Source organism: Bradyrhizobium sp. ORS 285 (genome assembly GCF_900176205.1).
Classification (GTDB): domain Bacteria; phylum Pseudomonadota; class Alphaproteobacteria; order Rhizobiales; family Xanthobacteraceae; genus Bradyrhizobium.
This window is the reverse complement of record NZ_LT859959.1, coordinates 6,259,053-6,279,699: the sequence shown is the minus strand read 5'-3', so window position 1 is coordinate 6,279,699 and position 20,647 is coordinate 6,259,053. Positions and strand designations below refer to the sequence as shown.

Here is a 20,647-nt window from a genome sequence, read left to right as displayed (position 1 = left end):
CTCCTTATGATGGGCGAGTGAGATCGGGGGATTGAGCGGACGCCGTCAGCGGCTGGCCGGCATGGGTGATGAGCGTCTTCGGGCCGGCCTTCGCTGCGCGCATCGTGGGCGAGGACATCGCCTCGAACTTCTCGCGCTTGAGCCGGACCTGGATCATGTGCGGGCAGCGCTGGTCGTCGTAATAGAGCTCCTGGCAATGCATGCAGTAGATGCATTCATTGACGTTGATGTGGCCCTCGGGATGGATCGACTGCACCGGACATTCCTTGGCGCAGCGCTGGCACGGCGAGCCGCATTCCTTCCAGCGCCGCAGCCATTCGAAGGTGCGGATGCGGCCGGGAATGGCGAGTGCGGCGCCGAGCGGGCAGAGGTAGCGGCAGAAGAAGCGCTCGATGAACAGGCCGATGCCGAGCAGAGCGACGGCGTAGAGCACGAACGGCCAGCTGCGCGCGAACTTCAGGATGATCGCGGTCTTGAACGGCTCGACCTCGGCGACCTGTTCGGCGAGCGCGACCGAGTACAGCGACAGGCCGAACAGGCCGAGGAAGATGATGTATTTGATCGGCCAGAGCCGCTCGTGCAGGCCCCATGGCACGGTGATCTGCGGAACCTTCAGCCACTTGGCCACCGTGTTGGTCAGCTCCTGCAGCGCGCCGAACGGACACAGCCAGCCGCAGAACGGCCCGCGACCCCAGAACAGCAGGCCTGCGGCAGTGGCGGCCCACAGGATGAAGATCAGCGGCGCGGCAAGGAAGAACTCCCAATGGAAGCCGGTCAGCAACGAATTGGTGAAGGTGACGACGTTGACGACCGAGAGCTGCGCGTTCGCGTACCAGCCGAGCCAGACCAGCACGAACAAGAGATAACCGCGTCGCACCCAGGTGTAGAGTTGCGGACGGCGTACCAGCACGTTCTGGAAGAAGAAGATCCCGGTGAGGACGGCGAGGGCGACAGCGGTGATGCCGATGTTGACGGTCTGCGTGCGCCAGATGCGCATCCAGAGCGGCTCTTCCGTCTCGTCCGCCGGGGCTGGCGTCGTCGTGGCCGGAGCAGGAGCCGCCGCAGGCGCGTTCGCCGCGGGGGCCGCGGCGCGCGTCTCGCGCTTCAGGTAGATGTCGGGCAGGGTGTAGTTGAGGTCGAAGGTGAGGAACGCCTTGTCGCGGTTGCCGGTGGTCCGCTGCACCAGCAACTGCAATTGCCATGGCTCGGTCGGGTCGAGCGTGAATTCGGGCGGCGTGACGAACAACCCGATCTCGCGCAGGGCGGGGGCGCCTGCGGCCTCCAGGCCGCCGAGCCGCGTGTGGTTCTTGTCGCAGAACCGCGTGCTCGCGCCTTCCTGCAGCACCTCGATCCGATCGAAGATGCCGCCGCGCACATAGGCCGAGCCCTTGAACGAATAGGCGCCGTCGCCGGCGACGATGATCGCCTGCTGACCCGGCTGCAACCGGGCCTTGAGCCGTTGATAGCCATCGTCGCCAAGCAGGCTGCGGCCGATCGTCGGCACGCTGGCGAGCGCGACATAGAGGTCGATGAAGGTGTCGTCGGCACTGCCTGGTTCCGGATTCTGCGCGGCCGCTGCATTGCCTGACTTGGCGAATGCGTCGTTGACGTCGCCGATACTAAGGTGAAGCCGTCGGACCGAGCCGTCGCCGAGCAGGCTGGTCCAGTCGCGGACCTCGCTCTTGTCGGGATCGACCGACTTCACCACGTTGGGCTGCGCGGCGGTGGCGGTTGCCGTGCTCGCGCCGATGCGGCCGCTGCGGATCAGGCGCATCGCGCCACGGACGATGCTGTCATGCATCACCAGCACGGTGACGGTGGCCCCGGAGACGATGTCGGCCTGCGGCGCGTGCTCCGCGCCTTGCGCGACCGGCGTCATGTCCTTGCCGAGCAGGCCGTTGAGCGCGGCGACGATGCGCGGCTCGGGAATGCCGATCAGCACGATCGGCTCCTTGTGGTCGACCAGCTTCAGTCCGGTGATGACGCCCTTCGGATCGATGCCGACCAGGATATGGATCGGCTTGCCGGAGTAGCCGACCGAATTGGCGAAATCGGAATCGAGATAGACGTAGCCCTTTAGCTGATCGCCGCGATAGACGGGGGCAATCGGCGGCTCGCCTTGCGGCGCTCCGAACCGATCCGCTTCGGGGAAGAACTCGCCCGGCGCGACCTTCGACAGATAGTTCGCGAGATCGCCGGCAGCATGCGCCGTGCGCGGTGCTGCGATCACGCAGAGCGCGATGATGACTGCCAGGATTGCAGCAGCCATGCGTCCTCGATCGGTGGCGACATCACTCGCAACCATTGATCACCTCAAGCGGAACGGGCCGCCCCCGAAGGACGCGTATTCCTATCAGTCGTGTGTTTGGGAAAGAGGGATCGTCGCCATTGGCGACCCCGAAGCAAATCGAGCCAACCTAAATTGACTCCTGATGTGGCCAGATGTCTAGTGGGTCGCGTTGCAACCAACTTTGCGCTGGATCAAACAGCCCGGACAAGTCAGCAGGTCAATCCATCATGTTGTTGTCACGAACGCTCCTGCTCAAGTCGGAACCGGCCGGGAACCTGCATTCGCTGAATGAGATGTTCGCGCTCGCGAATGCGATGGAACAGGAGGCGGCTGATCGCTACATCGAACTCGCTGAGGAGATGCAGCGCCAGGGCCGGGGCGAGTTGGCGCAGGTGTTTACTGAATTGGCAGCGGCCGAGCGCGAGCATGTCGACAGCGTCGTGACATGGTCACACGCGCGGACCGGGCACGCGCCGGATGCGTCGCTGGTGCGCTGGCAGGCGCCGGAGACCTTCGATGCCGATGCCGTCGCGGAGATCGAGCGCTCGCGCCTGATGACGCCCTACCGGGCGCTGTCGATGGCGGTGCGCAACGAGGAGCGAGCCTTCGCGTTCTGGTCCTACCTCGCGGCGTATAGCGACAGCGCCGATGTCAGGACAGCATCGGAGGCGATGGCGCGCGAGGAGCTCGGTCATGTCGCGACGCTGCGCAAGGAGCGGCGCCGCGCCTATCATCGCGAGATTGACGCCAGGCGCGCGCCGTCGATGGTGGCGCCCAGCGAACCTGTCGCAGCAGGTCAGCTCGAACATCGTCTTGCCGAACTGCTCGGCGAGATGGCCACGCCCCGCCGAGGTCCTCAAGCGGATCGCATGCGCGAGCTGGCCCAGGAGGCCGCGGCGATGGCGACCGGTGGAGCCGATCTGATCCGCCTGCCCGCTGCGCTCGCACAGGCTGACGCGGCTGTGATCGCAGAGGCGCTCGCGGACGGCTATCTGGATCAGGCAGAGCGCGCGACGGAGCCGGGCCAGCTCGATCTGTTGCAGCGGCTCGCCGCGCAGGCGATTGCGCGACTGGCCTGGCTGCGCTCGCTCGGTTGATCGGAGCACAGGGCCGTTGATCAGGCGATGGCGGCACCTGCGTCGCGCGGCTTCGATGTCTCGGCGATGAAGCGCCCGAAGCGCAGCGCCAGGGTCGGTAGCACCAGCAGGTTCAGCGCCATCGAGGTCAAGAGGCCGCCGAGGATGACGATGGCCATCGGGCCCTCGATCTCGCGGCCGGGCTCGCCGGCGCCGAGCGCGAGCGGCAAGAGGCCGAGGCCGGTCACAAGCGAGGTCATCAGGATCGGCACCAGGCGGTCGGCGGCGCCGGCAATCGCGGTCTCCAGTCCCCAGCTTCGCCCTTCCTTGCTGACCAGATGCTCGTAGTGCGAGATCATCAGGATGGAGTTGCGCAGCGCGATGCCGAACAGCGTGACGAAGCCGACCATCGATCCCAGCGACAGCACGCTGCCGGTCAGCGCCACCGCGATGACGCCGCCGACGAAGGCGAAGGGCAGATTGATCAGCACCAGCACCAAGTTGCGCCAATGGCCGGTGACGAGCGACAGCAAGAGCACGATCCCGATCGTCGCCAGCAGTGAGTTGACCAGCAGGTCGCGCCGTGACTTGGCCTGCGCCTCCGCGGCGCCGGTGAACTCGACATGCGCGCCCGGCGGCAGCTTGACCTCCTTGGCGATCTTGCGCTTGGCAGCAGTGACGAAGGATTCCAGATCGCGCTCGCGGACGTTGGCGGTCACCGTCTGCACGCGCTGGCCGTTGCGATGAAGCACGACGTAGCGCCCGGCGGTGCCGTAGACGTCGGCGACCTGCTTCAGCAGGATGTAGGCGCCGCTGGGCGTCCGGATCGGCATGTTGCCGATCTCGGTCGGGCGGGCACTGGCGTCGGGATCGAGCTTGACGATGACGTTGAAGACGACGTTGCCCTCATAGGCCTGGCCGACGACGTCGCCCTGATAGGCGGTGCGGATCAGCTCCAGCACCTCCACCGCATCGAGGCCCCAGGACTGCAGATCGGTCGGGCGCAGGGTCACGTTGACCTGGGGCATGCCCGGCGGCGACTGCTGCTGGATGTCGATCGCGCCCCAGACCTCGCCGAGCTCGCGCGCGATGTCGTTCGCCGCGCGCTCGAGATCGTCGAGATCGGGACCGAACACGTTGATGACGACGGCGGCATTGAAGCCGGACAGCGTCTCCTCGATGCGCTCGGTCAGGTAGGTCTTGATCGAGAGGTTGATGCCGGCGAAGTTCGCGAGCGCGGCGCGAATGTGCTGCTCGGCGCGCTCCTGCTCGTCGCCGGACAGGCCGGGCTTCAGGTCGACTTCGATTTCGCTCGAATGCGTGCCCGCGGTATCGACGCCGGCCTCGGCGCGGCCGGCATGCTGCGCGACGCTGCGCACCTCCGGCACCTCGCGCAGCGCGGCGGCGATCAAGGTGCCCAACCGCAGCGATTCATCGAGCGAGGTGCCTGGAAGTGTCGAGACGTGGAGGATCAGATGACCCTCCTTCAGGTCGGGAAGGAAGGAGCCGCCGAACAGCGGCACCAGGCCGGCGCCGCCGATCGTGATGAGCAGCGCAGACGCCATCACCAGCTTGGGAAAGCGGCTCAGTCCGCGCAGCAGCCGCTCGTAGTAGCGGCGCGACCAGCGCACCAGCGGCGGCTCCCGGCTCGCGCGCGGCTTGCGGCCGGCGAGCAGCATCATCGACAGCGCCGGGGTCACCGTCAGCGCCACGAGCAGCGAGGCCACGACGGCGAGGATATAGGCGATGCCGAGCGGACCGAACAGCCGACCGGCGAGTCCCGGCAGCGCCAGGATCGGAACGAACACCAGCAGCACGGCGAAGGTGGCATAGGCCACCGCGCTGCGCACCTCGAGCATGGCGTCATAGACGACCCGGGCCTCGCTGCGCGGCAATGGCAGAGCGCGGTTGTCGCGCAGCCGGCGCACGACGTTCTCGACTCCGATGACGGCATCGTCGACCACCTCGCCAATCGCGATTGCGAGGCCGCCGAGCGTCATCGTGTCCAGGCTCTGCCCCATCCATTGCAGCACGAGCACCGCCGAGAACAGCGACAGCGGGATCGCGGTGCAGCTGATCACCGAGGTGCGCCAGTCGTACAGGAACAGGAACAGCACGATGACGACCAGCGCGCCGCCAATCAGCAGCGCGAACAGCACGTTCTCGATCGCGGTGTCGATGAACGTCGCCGGCCGGAACAGATCGGCGTGTAGCTTGACCTTCTCGCTCTCCAACGCCGGCCGCAGCTCCTGCAGCGCGGTCTCGACGCGCGCGGCGACATTGCGCGTGTTGGCGCCATATTGCTGGCTGATCATCATCATGATGCCGGGCTGGCCGTCGATCAGCGCGCCGCCGATCGGCGGCTCCGGCGCATTGACCACGGTCGCGACATCGCCGAGCACGACGCTGGCGCCGGCCTGATGCAGCAGCACCGTGCGCGCCAGCTGCTCGGGGGTCAACGACTGCCCCTGTGTCTGCAGGATGACGCGCTGATTGGCGGTGTCGACGAAGCCGGCACCGCGCACGCCGGTGGCTTTGCGGGCAGCGGCAAGCACGTCGTTCATGCCGACGCCGAACCGCACCAGGTCGTCGCTGCGCACCTGCACCTGCAGCGAGCGGATGTCGCGGCCGTAGGTCGTCACCTGCGCGACGCCGGGCACGGCGAGCAGCCGCCGGCTCACGGTCCAGTCGGCGATCGTGCGCAAATCCATCAGTGAGCGCTGCTCGGAGGTCAGCCCGATCGCGAGCACGGTGCCGGCTGCGGGCACCAGCGGCGTCATCGACGGCGCCCGCACACCCTGCGGCAGGCTGGAGGCTGCAACCGCGAGCCGCTCCGTCACCAGTTGGCGCGCCCGGAAGACATCGGTCCCGGCCTGGAAGATCACGGAGATCACCGAGAGGCCCTGGATCGACGAGGAGCGCATGCTCTCGATACCGGGAAGACCATTGATCGAGGTTTCGATCGCCTGGGTGACCAGCACCTCGACCTGCTCGGGGCTCAGTCCCGGCGCCTCGGTCTGGATCGAAACCTGAGGCGGCGCGAAGTCGGGAAAGACGCCGTAGCGGGCGGCGCCGAGCGAGAACACGCCATAGGCGAGGATGGTGCAGGCGAGCGCCAGCACCACGCCGCGAAAGCGGATCGCGAACGCGATCAGCGCCGCCTGCGGTCCGGTGACGGCCGCGCCGAGGCCCTCAACGCGAAGGCCCTCAATCATCGTCGCCGCCGCCGCGCAGCTCGCTCTTGGCTTCTTCCGACAACAGCACCTGCGCGCCGCGCATCACGAGCTCGGAGCCCGGGGGGATGTCCTGCACCACATAGTCGTCGTCGGAGACCGGCTGATCGGTGCGGATCGGGTGGCGCTTGAAGGTCTCGGGTCCGGCGCGCAGATAGACCCAGGCCCGACCCTGCCACTGCACGATGGCGGTATCCTCGACGAAGACGCCGTCATAGGATTTCCCCGACGGGACATAAGCCGTCGTGTTCATGCCGGGCAACAATCCGCTGTCGCCGCCTGCGACGAAGTAATAGCTCACGCCCTGGATGCGCGGGTCGGTCCGGGTCGCTGGCGACAAATAGCGCAGATCGATGTTGACGCTCCGCGTCGGCGCCTGCGCGAGCGCGAAACGCGGCGGTTCGGCGAGGGTTACGCCCGGTGGCAGCGTGACCTGAACCAGCAGCTGCTCGCGCTCGATCAGTTGCACCACTTGCGGCGAGCGCTCGATGATCCCCCGTCCGATCACCGCGCCCCATTCCTGCCGCGCGGTGGCCATCAATGTCTTGACCTGCGAGTCCGCCGCGGCGAGGGCGGCCTGGTCGGTCCGGAACGTGCCTTCGGCGGCTTCGGCATCCTTCTTCGGCATCGCCGCCGATTGCACGAGATCGCGCGCGCGCTCGTAGGCGAGCCTCGCAACCTCCAGCCTGGCTTGCGCGGTCTGCAACTGGGCCTGGGCGTTGGCGTAGTTGTTGGTGAGCTCGGTGAGCCTTGCAACATCCAGCACCGTGCCATAGGCGCGGATTTGTTCGGGATGCGATTCCGCCGCCAGGACCGCCGTCTGCAATCCGATCTGCTTTTGCTGCGTTGCGGAAAGTTTCACCGTGGCAGGCTCACGCCCTCCGGCCGCAGGCGTCTCTGCCTGCGCATATCCGCTCCATGGCCCGGAAATCAGTGCCAACAGGATTACACCGCATGCGGCCAAAGCTCTCATCGGATGCCTAACCATGCAGGGCCGGACCGACCGCTCTGGGATCGTCTGGACGGCGTTATTGTGATTGAAACAACAGCTACTTCAGCTTTTCTGCTGTTTCAAGCAGCGGCCGGCCGGGAGTCGCGCCGCCGACTGCGATCCACAACCGGGCGGGCGTTTGGCTCACTGGTCGGCGGCTCCGCCGCATCCGCGGCATGGCGATGGCCGAACATGGGCATGAGCCCTGCAGCGGCGGGGAGATGGGATGTTCGGCACAGATCGGCATGTTTCTTCTTGAGCGTTAGAAGTATTCTTAGACATGTTCTACCGTATTCGCGCAGGTGACGCGCACGCTGCGGCGATCGAGCGCGGCGCTGACTAAAAACCTGAGGACTAGCCGCTCCTTACGGGCCATTCTCATCAGCGCGTAGTCCGGGAGTTTTTCCCGAATTTCCCGCAAGATCGACAATCGTCACATTCATCTACCTGTCGGGTCATTGATGTGACCTACCTTCGCCATACGCCTCCGCAACGAGTCGGGAGTTCCAAGACGTTGCAGCGAGGCAAGCTTGTCCAGACTGAACCCACGCTCCGATCGCCCGGCGCACCGTGATCCTCACGGTCAGGGCCGTCCTTGTCGGTCAGCCTCTCGCCGAGCGCGAGCCGATGTTGCGGCGCAGCTGAGAGGGGGAGCGGCACGATGAGCCATCCGGTGCACATGCGACCGAATGACGGTAAGGCGACCGACCGCGCCGCGTCGCTCGTCTCAGCCGATCACGGCAAGCGGCTGCTTGGCGCTCTCGGGGCTTCGGGGTACGTCGCGCCGGAGAGCGAGGCGGCGCCGGACTCCTGGGGCATGCAGATCAGCGAGGGCCTCGGGACCGCGGCGTCGGTCGAGCCGCTGCGCGATGTGCTCGGCAGTCTGACCGAGATCATTCGCTCCGAGAGATCTCTTGCCGAGCGGCAACCCGATCATCTGTTCGTCGAGGATCATGGCCTTACCCTCGATCGCGAGGAGCTGGAGCGCCTTCCGGGGGTCGTGCTGAACACGTTCGATGTCGATGGTCCGGTATGGCTGGCCGTCGAGGCGCTCGCTGCGACCGAGCCGCCGGCCATCGATGCCGATCTCGAGGTCTGGGTCGAGCTGTCGTCCGATCCGGAGCGGCGTCCGTCGCCGCGCGAGAGCATTCAGGTCACGGTCGACGAGATCGAGAAGAACCGTCTCACCTTTGCCCGTCATGCGCGGCCCGAGGATTTCTCGCCTGGCAGCACGCTCGGCGCCTGGACCGGCCGGCTGCGGCTGGAGCTGCGTCCGGATCTGGTTCAGCGCATCGAGCGCTACCTCAACGGCGGCTGGAGCGACTGGGCCGAGACAGAACGCATGCGCCGCCGCACCATGGCGGTCCATCAGCGGCTGCGCGAGATGGCCGCCGCGATCCGGGCCGACCGCGCGATGGAGATCATGTGGGGCATCGCGTTGTCGTCGTGGCGACAAAGCGGGCGCGAATGCGAGCTGCCGCTGTTCGAGCGTCCGGTCGAGATCGAGATCATCGAACGTCCCGATGCCGAGGTCCGGGTCCGGCCGCGCTTCGTCGCCGCGACCGTCAATCTCAGGGCGCTCGATGCTGTCGCGCCCGACGCGGCGCTCGCCTTGCGCGGCCAGTCCGATCGGCTGATCGATGCGCTCGAAGAGCGCGGCGAGTTGTCGCCGTTCACGTCGATCAGCCTCGAGCAGATCGCAAGCGCCGCGGGCGCGCAAGGCGGCCGCAAGCCGTCGCGCGAACCGGAAGCTGCGGACAACGCTGAAGCGGAGATCGCGACCGGCCGCTGGCTGATCGCAATGCGGCGCCGGCCGGAGAGCCTCGCGCTGCGCGACATCGATCGCCTCAAGACGGCGATCGAGCATGCGCCGCAAACCGAATGCTGCCTGTCGACGGCGGTCAGCGCGCTGGTAGCACAGCCGGACGGGCGAGGGCACGCCAATGCGCGCCGGCAGCTCTCGGGCATCGTCGGCGGTCCGATCGACCTTGCGCCTGCGCCGAAGCCTGATGTCGTCGAGCATGGCGATCTGTTCTTCCCGCTGCCGCCAATTGCCGAGGATGCGGAGGTCGTGCGCGAGCTCTCCCGCGCCGACGGTTTGGTCGTTCAGTCGGGCGCGCGCGAGGATCGCATCGCCGCCCTCGTCAACGTGGTCTGCCATCATCTCGCGCTCGGCGCGCGGGTGCTGGTCGTGTCCAGGGACGAGACCGCGCTGTCGCTGCTGCATCAGAAGCTGCCGTCCGGCATTCGCGAGCTGACCGTCAGCTCGACCGGCACCGACAAGGAGGTGCTGAGGAAGGCCGAGGCGCTGGCGGGCCGGTTGCAGTCGATCGTCGAGGCGACGAACCTGCGCGATCATGTCGGCCAGATCGGCCGGCTCGAACGTGACATCATCTCCAAGCGAACTCAGATCGCATCGCTCGACGATGAGATCTCCGACATCGTCCGGCGCCATCTGCGGCTGGCCGGCGCGGTGCCGGAGCTGCCGTTCGAGCTGTTCGAAGGGCTGATCGGCGCGCAGGACTCCTACGCCTGGTTCGTCGATCGTCCGAAGCGTCTGCTCGATGCCGGCGACCCGGTGGTGGTGGCGGTCGACAAGGCGCGCGAAGCCCGGCTGCGGCTGGGCGATCGCCTCAAGCACATCGACGACGCGTTGCCGGAGGCTTCCGCACTGCCCGACACCGCGACCCTCCTGCGTCTGCACGACGAACTACGGCAGCAGGCGGCGCTGACGTCCGAGGACGGCCGTGACGAGGATCTGGCGCTCGACGCGATCGCGACCTTCGGGCTGGACGCCACTGATCGCCTGGCGGCCGATCTCGATGCGCTCGCCGCCGGCCATCGCGCCATCGCCGACGAAAGCTGGCTCGCAAAGCTGTCGCCGCTCGGAGCCGGGAAGACCGACGCTCCGGCCGGTCTCGACAAGGTCGTGGCCTGGGCGCGCGACGCCTCGTTCCAGCTGTCGCGCAGTGCAGAGTTCGCCAAGCGGCAGGTGCAGGCGCCGGTCGAGGCCTTCACCAAGCGCGATGCGATCCGCGTCGTCGAGCGGCTCGCGGCCGGTGAGAAGCCGTTCGCGCGCTTCACGCCGTCGCGCCGCGCCTTGAAGGCCGCGGTCGAGGCCATCACGGTGGACGGGATGGCGCCGCAGGCGCCGGCAGACTGGCAGGTTGTCGCGCGTTTCCTGCTGTGGCGGCACGAGCTGCATACGCTGCGGTCGCGATGGACGGCAATTGCGACCAAGATCGACGCCCCGGTGCTGCAACTGGAATCGGCGCGCGCCTTCGATGACCTCGAGCGCATCGTCAAGAGCGTCGACGCGGCCATCGTGACGGCAGCGCTCGCCATGCGCAACGTGGTCGACGCCTGCCGCAAGCTGTCGATGCAGGACGCAGAAGTCAGCGCGATGCTGGCCGACATGCAGCGGCCGATCGCCTTCGCCATGGCGATCCGGAGCGTGATGAAGCGCGTCTCCGGACCGCTGGTCGAGCTGGCGCGTCTCGGCGAATTGTTTGCCGGCGCCGGCGAGCTCGCGGCCGCGGTGCAGGCCGACGTGCTCTCGCGGGTCGGCGATGCCGAAGCCGAGGCCCATGAGCTCGAAGCGCGCTGGGCTGGCATTGTTGCGGCCATGGACGAGATCCGCGCCGCCGGCGCAGACTACGAGCTGATCAGGACGGCGTGCCGGCTGGCCGTCGCTGCCGGCGCACCGAAGCTCGCCGATCGGCTGCGATCGGTTGCGACGCCCGGCGCGGTGGACGCAGAGACGCTGTCCGAATGGATGACGGCCTGGAATTGGGCCGTGCTGATGCGGATCGAAAATCCCGAGGAGCGGCAGCTGCTGCATGATCTCGCCGCGCAACGCCTGCGGCTGGAGAAGCGATCGCTCGCGCTGTTCGAATCCGTGATCAGCGCCCGCATGTCGCTCGGCATTGCGCAGAATGCGAGCGGCGCCGTCCGGCAATCGCTGAAGCGGTTCAGCGATACGATGCAGAAGATGGCTCAGGCCTGCTCCGGCCCGAGCGCCCGCCGTCTGCGCTTCGCCGCGCGCAAGTCGCTGGATGGCTGGCTCGAGGACGTCCCCTGCCACATCATGCCCGCCTGGCGTGTCGCCGAGCTGCTGCCGGCACGGATCGGCACCTTCGATCTCTTGGTCGTCGACCATGCCTCGCGCTCCGATCTGCGCGAGCTGACGGCGATGCTGCGTGCCCGCAAGGTGCTGGTCAGCGATGAACGGCGCGACGCCGTGCTCACCGCAGCCGGACGGATCGCTGCCGCCGTCGGTCGTAGCGATCCCAAGATGCTGCGGGGCATTCCATCGCCGTTGCGGCGGCTGCTGCTGCCGGATGCATCGTTGCGCGATCTCGCCGAGATCCTGTTCCCGGATCGCATCATCGAGCTGCGCTCGCGGCCTGCGGCTGTCGATCCGGCCCCGCGGATGGCTGAGATCTCCAAGCCTGCCGATATGCGCGTGCCTGAGCCGGCGAAGCCGGCACGGAGCCCTGCCGCCGCGCGGCGTCCGGCGCCGCGCTCGGTGAGCACGACACATTCGCTCGAGGAGGAGATCGCCACCGTCGCGAAATATCTCTCGATGGCCCGCCGCTCCGGCGCGGACGGCATCGCGCCCACAGGCAAGGCGAGCAACCGGGCGGCACCGCAGCGGCCGGACAACAGTACGCCAGTGAAGCCGTCGCCCGAGATCCGCGTGCTGCGTCGGCGTCCGCCGCGGGTGCCTGCCGCCGAGGTTATCGTCCCCGCGGTGGTGCCGCCGACACCGCCTGCGCTGCCGCCCGTGGTGCAGACGGTCGGCCCTGAGAAGAGCGAACTGCGCGCTGTCAGAGTGATCGAAGCGCCGCCGGTCGTCGTCACGCCCGAGCCGGTCGCGCCGCGCCCGGTCGAAGAGAAGCCTGCGGCAGTTGTGGTGGAGCTGCCGGCCGCGAGCGTTGCGCCGGCAGAGCCGGCGAAGCCAGAGGTGGCGGTTACGCCGGCGCCCGCTGCGCCTGTCGAGGAGACCAAGATCCATCCGTCACTCGTTGCGGTGGCGTTCAAGGCCGCGGAAACCACGGCCGCGCCGCGCCGTCGTCTGCCGAGCCCGCGGGTGATGGCGGTCGCAGCCGCCGGGTTGCTCGCGATCGTCGGCGCGGCCGTGTCATGGCAGCGTGCGTCGGAATGGCTGCAGGTGCCGTTGAGCGATGCGACAGCGGCTGCGACGCTGCCCGCGGCCGAGCCGGGCGCGCGCAAGGTTAGCGCCGAGCGGATCATGCCCGACGGCAAGCCCGTCGTCACGGCCGCGGCCGAGGAGCACGCCACCGTCGGCATGAGCGTTCCGGTCAGCACGCCCGCGCAGGCCTATCTCTACTACGAGGATCCGCAGGATCCGAAAGGCAAGCGCTATCCCGGCAAGGTGACGTGGTCGGTCGAGCAGAGCAAGGGACCGCGCGTCGATGCGGCGCCCGCGATCAAGGGCGAGATCGAGATCGAGAACGGCACCAAGGTCACGCTCTCCCTGCGGCGGAACGCCGAGACGGAGATGCCGGCGAGCCATGTGATGGAGCTCAAATTCGACTGGCAGGATCAGGCGCTGAGCGGACTGACGAGCCTGCGCGGCATCGGCCTCAAGGGCGAGGAGGCCGAGCGCGGTACGGCGCTGGTGACGCAGACAGCCAAGGTGACGCCGAAATTCTTCATGGTGGCGCTGTCCGCCAACGAGGTCGACACCAAGCGCAACCTCATGCTGCTCAAGGGCAAGCAGTGGTTCGACATCCCGATCGTCTACGAGGGCGGCACGCGCGCGCTGCTGTCGATCGAGAAGGGCACCGAGGGCGACCGCGTGTTCAAGGACGCCTTCGCCAACTGGGGTCAGTAAACGGGGTTGGCGGGCCAACCAGGCGAGGATGGCATGAGCGAGACTTCAGCGTTGCAATGGCTGCGGGCGCCCCGGCTCGCCGAGGATAGCCTGCCGTCGGACTCCCGTGCGGTCGCGTGCCGCCGTTGTGGCCGGACGGTGCAGGTGTCCCTCAGTGCGATGCGCCCGCCGAGCTTCCTCAGCGTCGAGGACCAGGTCGAGTGCCCCGAGGTGCAGGAGCGCTGGACCGGCAAGAGCGAGGGCGGCTTGCTGCTGATGATGTGCGGCGCGCTCGAGCAGTCGCTCGAGCCCGAGTGGGAGGCCGGCGAGCCCGAGGCGATGGCCGGGCACGAACCGCCGCCGGTGGCCCCCGCGCGTCCGCACGTCATTCCTGAGCCCGCGGCGGGCTTCACTGAGCGCTGGGAGGAGAGTCTCCACGACGATCATGAGGACGCCGCGGAAGCCGGTTGGTGGCGCTCGCTGCTCGCGAGATCGGCAGGATTTCGCAAGACGCTGATCCGCGCCGCGGTCGGCGTTCTGGTCCTCGGCGTGGTCTTTCTCGGCGGCGTGCTGCTGCCGCTACGCGAGATCAGGCTGCTGATTCAGCCGCCGCCTGGATGGACAGGCTCGTCCGGCACGCAGCGCGACGCGCTCTCCAGCGCGCCGCCATCGTCGCCGCGACGCATTCCGCTGGAGACGGCGTCTCCGCCGCCGGAGTCGTCGCTCGGCTCACGGCCGCCGTCCAATAGTTTCGTCGCTCCGCGCCCAACGGCGAGCGTGGATGTTGCTCCGCCGGTTGCCGAGCCCGCGGCCCCGCCGCGCGCTGCGCCGGAGCCCGAGCCGAAGCTGCGCGTGCCGGAGTTGGTCGCAATCGCCGGCGGCAGCTTTTCGATGGGCGGCGACGACGATTCCGAGCAGCCGGCGCATCAGGTCAGCATCCGGCCGTTCTCGCTCGGCAAGCATCCCGTGACGGTCGGCGAGTGGAAGCAGTGCGTGGCGGCGGCAAGCTGCCCCGACATCGCGTCCGGGCCCGATGATCGTCCGGTCGTCAATGTGAGCTATGACGACACCCAGGCCTATCTCGCCTGGCTCTCCAGAGCCACCGGCAAGTCGTTTCGACTCCCGACCGAAGCCGAATGGGAATACGCCGCGCGTGGCGGCCAGCGCACCCGCTATTGGTGGGGCGACCGCATGCGTCCGGGCATGGCGAACTGCAAAGGCTGCAACGGCAGCAGCGATGCCGACTCCGATCAGCCGCCGAAGATCGGCAGCGTGCCGGCCAACCCGTTCGGATTGTTCGACATGGGCGGCGGCGTCGGCCAGTGGGTCGCGGACTCCTGGCACAAGAACTACAAGGGCGCGCCGGCCGACGGCTCGGCCTGGCTCGAAGAGGGCAGTTTCGCGCGCGTCATTCGCTCGGGTTCGTGGAAGAACGGCTCGGCCGAGGCACGCGCAGGAAGCCGCGATCGCTACGATGGCCGCATCCGGCATCCGACCTTGGGCTTCCGCGTCGCGTCGTCACCATAGGGGCTCTGAAATGTTGCGGACCACGTCCAGTCGATTCTGTCTCATCCTGACCCTCTCGCTCGCGCTTGCGCCGTCGCTGCTGTCGGCCAAGGGCACCAAGGCTGCAAAGGATGCCCGCGTCTACTTCATCTCGCCCGCGGACGGCGAGACGGTGAGCGGTCCCTTCATCTGCCGCTTCGGCCTTCGCAACATGGGAGTGACGCATGCCGGTGACGATTTCGCCGGCAGCGGCCATCATCATCTGCTGATCGATGTCGACGAGACGATGCAGGCGGGCGAGGCGATCCCCCGCGACAAGAAGCACATCCATTATGCCGCCGGCGAGACCGAGGCGCGCATCGAGCTGCCGCCCGGCAAGCATACGCTGCAACTCGTCCTGGGCGATACCAAGCACCTCAACTTCGATCCGCCCGTGGTCTCGGAGAAGATCATGATCACCGTGGGCAAGTCGAGCGGCGAGGAGCAGGCGCGCGCCACCAGGAGCACCAATGAGCGGCGCAAGCTGATGGAGCGCGCGGCCGCCCCGTCAGAGCCGCTGCCGCTGCAGCCCGCGGTGACGCCGGAGATGACGAAGTCGCCGGAGAGCTCTGACTTCATCAGCCGCGTCTTCTCCGGCGCGCGCTGATCGCTCCCAAGACGGACTGCGGCTGGGCGCCTCGAGGCGCAGCCAGCTCTTGCGTGATCGATCCGCAAGCTCGCACGCGCTGTCGTGAGCTGCGCCGGCCGCTGTTTCAGGAACGATCGATGACAGCGGCGCTTGTCGATCCAAGCGGCGAGGCGATCCGTCACCATCCTTGCCCGCAGCAACGGATGGCCCCATGCCAAAGCATGCAGTAAGGCCCACGATGCCTTCCCACGCCGCGCTTCGCAGCGGTGTCGAGGACGAGATCAGTTCGCCGGGCAACGGCCGCATCTCCGGTCCTGCCGCCATGGCGGACCCCGATCTCAATTGGGACCTCGTGGCCGAGGCCTCCGACCAGTCCTTCCCCTGCAGCGATCCGCCATCCTGGTCGGCTGTCCGTATCGGCAAGGGCGCTGATCGCGGTTGAAGCGCGCGGCCCTCAGCGCAAGCGCGCGTTGCTTCGCCCGGATGTGCGCAGAGTGGCCAGGCAGAGTCGTGGCCGCTTGACAGTTGGTTCTACGTATCGTCGCTGCGCTTCGGCAGGCGACCAATCGCCGAGCTCAAAAATATTCTGTGAGACCTTAAGTCGCAGCTCGCCGCTGTTGGCTTCCTTCTCGCCGCATCGTCGTCACAGCCGCAATCAGGCAGGAGTGTGGTCCGGGATGTGTCTGCAGCGATGCGTCGCGCGCGGAGAGAACACGGATGTTCCATCGCGTTGGCGATACGTGCTTGCGAATCAATGTCACTTGCAAGCGAACGCCACGACGCAAGCCGCGTGGCATCAGAAAACATCAGCGTTGCGCCGACATGGTTCGATCTTGCCTGGAACGTAAATGCGTCCGCCGGCCAGCGACAATGCGGCCGCATGCGGGACGAGTTGCGACGCGCATGCCGATCGCGGGCCGCGCGGCGCGGCAGGCGCCGTCCAAGTTTCGTTGAAATCTCCCTCCCTTTGTAGCTCGCGCATTGAGCGCTGGAGGCGCCGACGGCGCAGTCTTCGAGGAGGATTTGAATAATGAAGGTCATCAAGATCATGGTCGTTGCATTCGCGATGGGCGCGGTGTCCGGCTCCGCAGCACTCGCCGACGGCTACAAGGATTGCACCAAGCTCGACAAGGCATCGTGGAAGACCGTGGCCGATGCCGAAGCCAAGGCGAAGGCGGCGGGCTACGAGGTGCGCCAGACCAAGATCGAGGGCACCTGCTACGAGGTCTACGGCGTCAAGGGCGGCAAGCTGTTCGAGCTGTTCTACAGCCCCGAGGATCTCGCGCTGAAGCATACCAAGGCGAAGTGATCTGACGATCATGCGTGACGCAGGACAGGCACACCGGAGCGTCTCGTCCGAGGCCCCGGCGAACTCACGTTCGGACACCGTTGCGGTCTGGGACTTTCCGCTGCGCGTCTGGCACTGGGCTCTCGCAGCCTCGGTGCTCGTCGCCTGCGTCACGCCCAACACCTACGATCGATTGCATCGGACGGCAGGCTATGCCGTCATCGGCCTGCTCGCCTTCAGGCTGATCTGGGGGCTGATCGGCAGCCGGCATTCGCTGTTCGCGCGGATCAGCCTCAAGCTGCGGGCGGCGCCTCAGTATATCCTGGGCATGCTGCGGGGAGAGACGGGGCGCTATCTCGGCCTGAACCCGGCAGGCGCTGCGATGCTGGTCGTGATGCTCGCGCTCCTGATCGTCTCGACCCTCAGTGGGCTCATGCAGGTCTCGGTCCGGTTCTTCGGCGTCGGCTGGATCGAGCAGGCGCATGCGCTGTCGTCCAATGCCATCATCGCATTGATCGCCGTGCACGTGCTCGGGACGTTGTGGATGAGCCTGCTGCAGCGTGAGAATTTGGCGCGTGCGATGCTCACGGGACGCAAGCGGGTGCCGGGCATCCTGCGTGCGGCGCCGCCTGCGGCACGCCCCGTTGTGACTGCGAGACGCAAGCCGGAGGCCGAGCCTGTTGTGCACGACGAGCACATTTCAGTCGTGCCGGATCTGCCGCCGCTGCGTACGAATCCGCAAGCTCCCGCCGCGACGAAGCCGCCGGGACCGGCGCGCATGCCGCGTTCGCTCAGCGTCCACGACAAGCGGCTCGGGGTCGGCAGGTAACCTCGTTGCGTTTCGATCGCATGTCCTCGACCGGCAATCAGCCGGCGAGGAAGTGCCGTCGTCGATGAGCGGCCACGCCGCGCTGAGAAAGCGCAAGGATGCATGGGGCGAACGCATGTTCGGCGCCGGAGCTGTCCCGATGATTCGGCGTTTGGCATCCGGATGATGCCGCAAGCTCGCCGCGATCGGCATGAGCCATTGTCGTCTTCGTAGCGCCTCGCCGGCTCCGCTATCGGGCGTGATGTCTCAGATCAGAACGGTCCGGAGCGCGAACTAAGTGGCATCGAGCAGCCATTGCGATTCGAGCGGAAAAAGCCGCTAGTTTCCTGGTCTTCGCTGCGTGACGTCGCGCGCATCGGCATCGGCGGATGCACTGCATGTCACGTCGTTGCTGGCGAAACTAACAAATCGACGCGCTTTGTCGCACACAACGAGTTTGCCAAAATTCGGCACGGCAAATTGCCGCATTCGAAACTTTATAGTCGTTCTACGAAGTGTCGGAGCCTCGCCGGGAGCGGCGGGCAGAGAAGACATCCGGCACACGGGTGAATTCGGGACAGGGACATACATCATGAAGCTCTTTCAGAACGTACTCGCCGCAGGAGCCGTCACGCTGCTGACCGGGGCGGTTGCAATGCCTGCGGGTGCAGCCGAGACCACCATCGAGATTTCGGTGAAGGACAACAAGTTTCAGCCGGCCGAGCTGAAGGCGCCGGCCGATACGCCGATCGTGTTCAAGGTCAAGAACCTGGATGGCGCGCCGGTCGAGTTCGAGAGCGAGCCGCTGCAGTTCGAGACGGTGATCAAGCCGAACATGGAGGGTGTCGTGAAGGTCAAGGCGCAGAAGCCCGGCCGCTACGAGTTCTTCGACGACTTCCACCAGGGCAACAAGGGCACGCTGGTCGTCGAGTGATCTGACCCAGGGTGATCTCAGGGCTTTCGCGGCGTCGTGACCCACGGCACGTCATCGCGCAAAGCCCGGTTTCGAAGACCTGCCGCACGCGATGGAGACGGTGTTTTTTGGAACGAGCAGGACGACAGACAGGCGCGCCCGGACGTCGCATTAGTGGCGACGTTCTGCGGTGTCGGGAGGAGCCGGTGGCGATCACCGTGCTGCTCGTGACACTGTTCGGGATCGCGCCGTCCTACGCCCAGACCGTCATTCCCGGCACGCAGGCCCGGGCCTATGCAGATCCCGGGACCAATGAGGGCGGGCCCGTCATCGTCGTCCCCAATCGCCGCCGCCAGCCGGCGCGGCCGGCGAATGGCACTGGTCCGGTGGTCATCCCGCAAGTGATCGTCTCGCCTGGCGGCACCGATCCTGAGCCGAAGACATCGGAGCAAATGGAGGAGCGACCGCCGGCGCGGACGACGCGCTCGCCGATCGATCCGGGAGCGGGTGCGCTGCCTCAGGCGGCGCGCCGCGAGCCCGCACCGCGTCTCGCACCTGTACGCAACGGTTTCTTCGGCGCACCCTCCGCGGGCCTTCTGGTCGGCGGCTGCCTGTCGACGCCGGGCCGGCTGTCGACGACGAATGTCCCCAATCGCTGCCTCGATGCGCTGGCCTTCGCCGTCAGTCCGCCGCCGGCGACCCGCGGCGTCCTGCCGCGCAATCTGCCGCCGATCCCGCGGCAGGATGCGCAGCCGATCCCGCCTGTTCTGGCCGACAAGCCGAAGATGCGGCTGCCGCCCGTCAATCGAGGACAGAAGCCTCAGGAGCAGCCGGCGCAGACGCCGCCGATGATGGAGGAGGACCCTTTCGAGCCCAAGGGCATCACGGTGGGAAACTTCATTCTAAAACCTGCCTTCGAGATGTCCTCCGGTTTCGACAGCAATCCCGGACGTGTGCCGCAAGGCAAGGGCTCCGCCTTCGTCAGCGTCGCGCCGGTCCTGCTCGTGCGCTCGCAGTTCGACAAGCATCTGCTCAACGCCGATGTGCGCGTCGGCTACATCGACTATGCCAAGCTCCGGCAGCTCTCGAGGCCCACCGTCGACGCGAAGGTGAATGGGCGCTACGACATCACCGATACGTTTGCGCTCAACGGCGAGGGCCACGTTGCCGTCGATGCCGATGACCCCGGCACGCCGCGTTTCGCCGGCCGCTTCGCCAAGATTCCGCTGGCATCGACCGTGGGCGGCTCCGCCGGAGTCACCAAACGGTTCGAGGATTTTGAAGTCTCGACCAAGGCCGCCATCGACCGGGTCGCGTTTCAGAATGCATCTCTGATGGACGGCCAGATCGTCAGCAACGCCGACCGCAACTTCGTGCAGTACGGCTCGCAGAGCCGCGTCACCTATAATCTCACGCCGGAGATCCGCCCCTTCGTCGACGTCGCGGTCGACCGCCGCGTTCACGACATCGCGGTCGATGCCGAGGGCTTCCGCCGCGACTCCACCGGTACGGCGGTCGAAGCGGGCGTGACCTTCAACTATGCGGACAAGCTGACCGGCGACGTCGCCGTTGGTTACCTGAATCGCCGCTATCAGGATCCGATGCTCAAGCCGGTCAACGGCTTCATTGCCGACGCCAATCTCACCTGGCAGTTCGCCAAGGAGACGGCGATCGCGCTCGGCGCCAAGTCGCAGGTGGTCGAGATCACCGAGCCCGGCATCTCCGGCGTTCTCAAGCGCGACGTCACCGTCGGCGTCGAGCACCAGTTCGAGCCGTGGCTGGTCGGCACCTTCCTCGCCGGCTACGGCCAGGACGCATTCACCGGAACGACCCGCGTCGACAACCGCTATCTCGTCGAGCTCGGCATGCTCTACAAATTCTCCCGCCTGCTCCAGTTCCGCGCCAGCGTCCGGCGCGAGGAGACGCGCTCGAACTTCCGCGAGAACAATCTGTCGGCGACGGTGGTGCAGGTCGGCGCCAGGGTGCAGTACTGATCAGCGATGCCCGGTGATCCGTCCCGTTAGCCAGCTACGCCGTGACTGGCAGGACGTGAACTTCAGACAGTTGAATACCAA

At 67.0% G+C, this 20,647-nt stretch carries 12 protein-coding genes; 9 read left to right on the top strand and 3 right to left on the bottom strand.

Going from position 1 to position 20,647, the window contains the following annotated elements; all coding sequences use genetic code 11:
• Window positions 1–4: 4 nt before the first annotated feature.
• The gene (locus BRAD285_RS28230; protein ID WP_083846366.1) at window positions 5–2,269 is read right to left on the bottom strand and encodes a NosR/NirI family protein; all 2,265 of its coding nucleotides are present in this window, start codon (window positions 2,267–2,269) and stop codon (window positions 5–7) included.
• Between the two features lie 248 nt (window positions 2,270–2,517).
• Between BRAD285_RS28230 and BRAD285_RS28225 the strand changes: the two genes are divergently transcribed.
• On the top strand, window positions 2,518–3,387 hold the full coding sequence (locus tag BRAD285_RS28225) for a ferritin family protein (RefSeq protein ID WP_006611574.1): 870 nt from the start codon (window positions 2,518–2,520) through the stop codon (window positions 3,385–3,387).
• Between the two features lie 20 nt (window positions 3,388–3,407).
• Here the strand turns inward: BRAD285_RS28225 and BRAD285_RS28220 are convergent, their stop codons facing one another.
• Window positions 3,408–6,581, bottom strand: a complete 3,174-nt coding sequence (locus tag BRAD285_RS28220; RefSeq protein WP_006611575.1) for an efflux RND transporter permease subunit — start codon at window positions 6,579–6,581, stop codon at window positions 3,408–3,410.
• Window positions 6,574–7,587: a hypothetical protein gene (locus BRAD285_RS28215; protein WP_006611576.1), complete on the bottom strand. Its 1,014-nt coding sequence runs from the start codon at window positions 7,585–7,587 to the stop codon at window positions 6,574–6,576. The genes BRAD285_RS28220 and BRAD285_RS28215 overlap by 8 nt, the downstream gene beginning before the upstream one ends.
• A gap of 664 nt (window positions 7,588–8,251) precedes the next feature.
• On the opposite strand from BRAD285_RS28215, the gene BRAD285_RS28210 reads away from it, so the two are divergent.
• From BRAD285_RS28210 to BRAD285_RS28175, 8 genes are all read left to right on the top strand, one after another.
• Window positions 8,252–13,450 carry a hypothetical protein gene (locus BRAD285_RS28210; protein ID WP_006611577.1) on the top strand — a complete coding sequence of 1,733 codons (5,199 nt, stop codon included), beginning with the start codon at window positions 8,252–8,254 and terminating at the stop codon, window positions 13,448–13,450.
• Between the two features lie 33 nt (window positions 13,451–13,483).
• On the top strand, window positions 13,484–14,956 hold the full coding sequence (locus tag BRAD285_RS28205; RefSeq protein ID WP_006611578.1) for an SUMF1/EgtB/PvdO family nonheme iron enzyme: 1,473 nt from the start codon (window positions 13,484–13,486) through the stop codon (window positions 14,954–14,956).
• A 10-nt stretch (window positions 14,957–14,966) separates the two neighbouring features.
• The gene (locus tag BRAD285_RS28200) at window positions 14,967–15,581 is read left to right on the top strand and encodes a DUF4399 domain-containing protein (RefSeq protein WP_006611579.1); all 615 of its coding nucleotides are present in this window, start codon (window positions 14,967–14,969) and stop codon (window positions 15,579–15,581) included.
• Window positions 15,582–15,801: 220 nt separating this feature from the next.
• Window positions 15,802–16,005, top strand: a complete 204-nt coding sequence (locus tag BRAD285_RS28195) for a hypothetical protein (RefSeq protein ID WP_244422170.1) — start codon at window positions 15,802–15,804, stop codon at window positions 16,003–16,005.
• Between the two features lie 588 nt (window positions 16,006–16,593).
• Window positions 16,594–16,872, top strand: a complete 279-nt coding sequence (locus tag BRAD285_RS28190) for a PepSY domain-containing protein (RefSeq protein WP_006611581.1) — start codon at window positions 16,594–16,596, stop codon at window positions 16,870–16,872.
• Window positions 16,873–16,882: 10 nt separating this feature from the next.
• Window positions 16,883–17,680 carry a cytochrome b/b6 domain-containing protein gene (locus BRAD285_RS28185; protein ID WP_006611582.1) on the top strand — a complete coding sequence of 266 codons (798 nt, stop codon included), beginning with the start codon at window positions 16,883–16,885 and terminating at the stop codon, window positions 17,678–17,680.
• Between the two features lie 571 nt (window positions 17,681–18,251).
• Window positions 18,252–18,593 (top strand): cupredoxin domain-containing protein, encoded by a 342-nt coding sequence (locus BRAD285_RS28180; protein WP_006611583.1) that lies wholly within the window; start codon window positions 18,252–18,254, stop codon window positions 18,591–18,593.
• A gap of 107 nt (window positions 18,594–18,700) precedes the next feature.
• The gene (locus BRAD285_RS28175) at window positions 18,701–20,566 is read left to right on the top strand and encodes an outer membrane beta-barrel protein (RefSeq protein WP_006611584.1); all 1,866 of its coding nucleotides are present in this window, start codon (window positions 18,701–18,703) and stop codon (window positions 20,564–20,566) included.
• The last annotated feature ends 81 nt before the right edge of the window (window positions 20,567–20,647 follow it).

Coding starts and splice junctions, on each gene's coding strand:
- BRAD285_RS28180 (WP_006611583.1), top strand. CDS start 18,252: ATGAAGCTCTTTCAGAACGTACTCGCCGCAGGAGCCGTCACGCTGCTG.
- BRAD285_RS28185 (WP_006611582.1), top strand. CDS start 16,883: ATGCGTGACGCAGGACAGGCACACCGGAGCGTCTCGTCCGAGGCCCCG.
- BRAD285_RS28195 (WP_244422170.1), top strand. CDS start 15,802: ATGCCTTCCCACGCCGCGCTTCGCAGCGGTGTCGAGGACGAGATCAGT.
- BRAD285_RS28225 (WP_006611574.1), top strand. CDS start 2,518: ATGTTGTTGTCACGAACGCTCCTGCTCAAGTCGGAACCGGCCGGGAAC.
- BRAD285_RS28215 (WP_006611576.1), bottom strand. CDS start 7,587: ATGGTTAGGCATCCGATGAGAGCTTTGGCCGCATGCGGTGTAATCCTG.
- BRAD285_RS28190 (WP_006611581.1), top strand. CDS start 16,594: ATGAAGGTCATCAAGATCATGGTCGTTGCATTCGCGATGGGCGCGGTG.
- BRAD285_RS28230 (WP_083846366.1), bottom strand. CDS start 2,269: ATGGCTGCTGCAATCCTGGCAGTCATCATCGCGCTCTGCGTGATCGCA.
- BRAD285_RS28205 (WP_006611578.1), top strand. CDS start 13,484: ATGAGCGAGACTTCAGCGTTGCAATGGCTGCGGGCGCCCCGGCTCGCC.
- BRAD285_RS28210 (WP_006611577.1), top strand. CDS start 8,252: ATGAGCCATCCGGTGCACATGCGACCGAATGACGGTAAGGCGACCGAC.
- BRAD285_RS28220 (WP_006611575.1), bottom strand. CDS start 6,581: ATGATTGAGGGCCTTCGCGTTGAGGGCCTCGGCGCGGCCGTCACCGGA.
- BRAD285_RS28200 (WP_006611579.1), top strand. CDS start 14,967: ATGTTGCGGACCACGTCCAGTCGATTCTGTCTCATCCTGACCCTCTCG.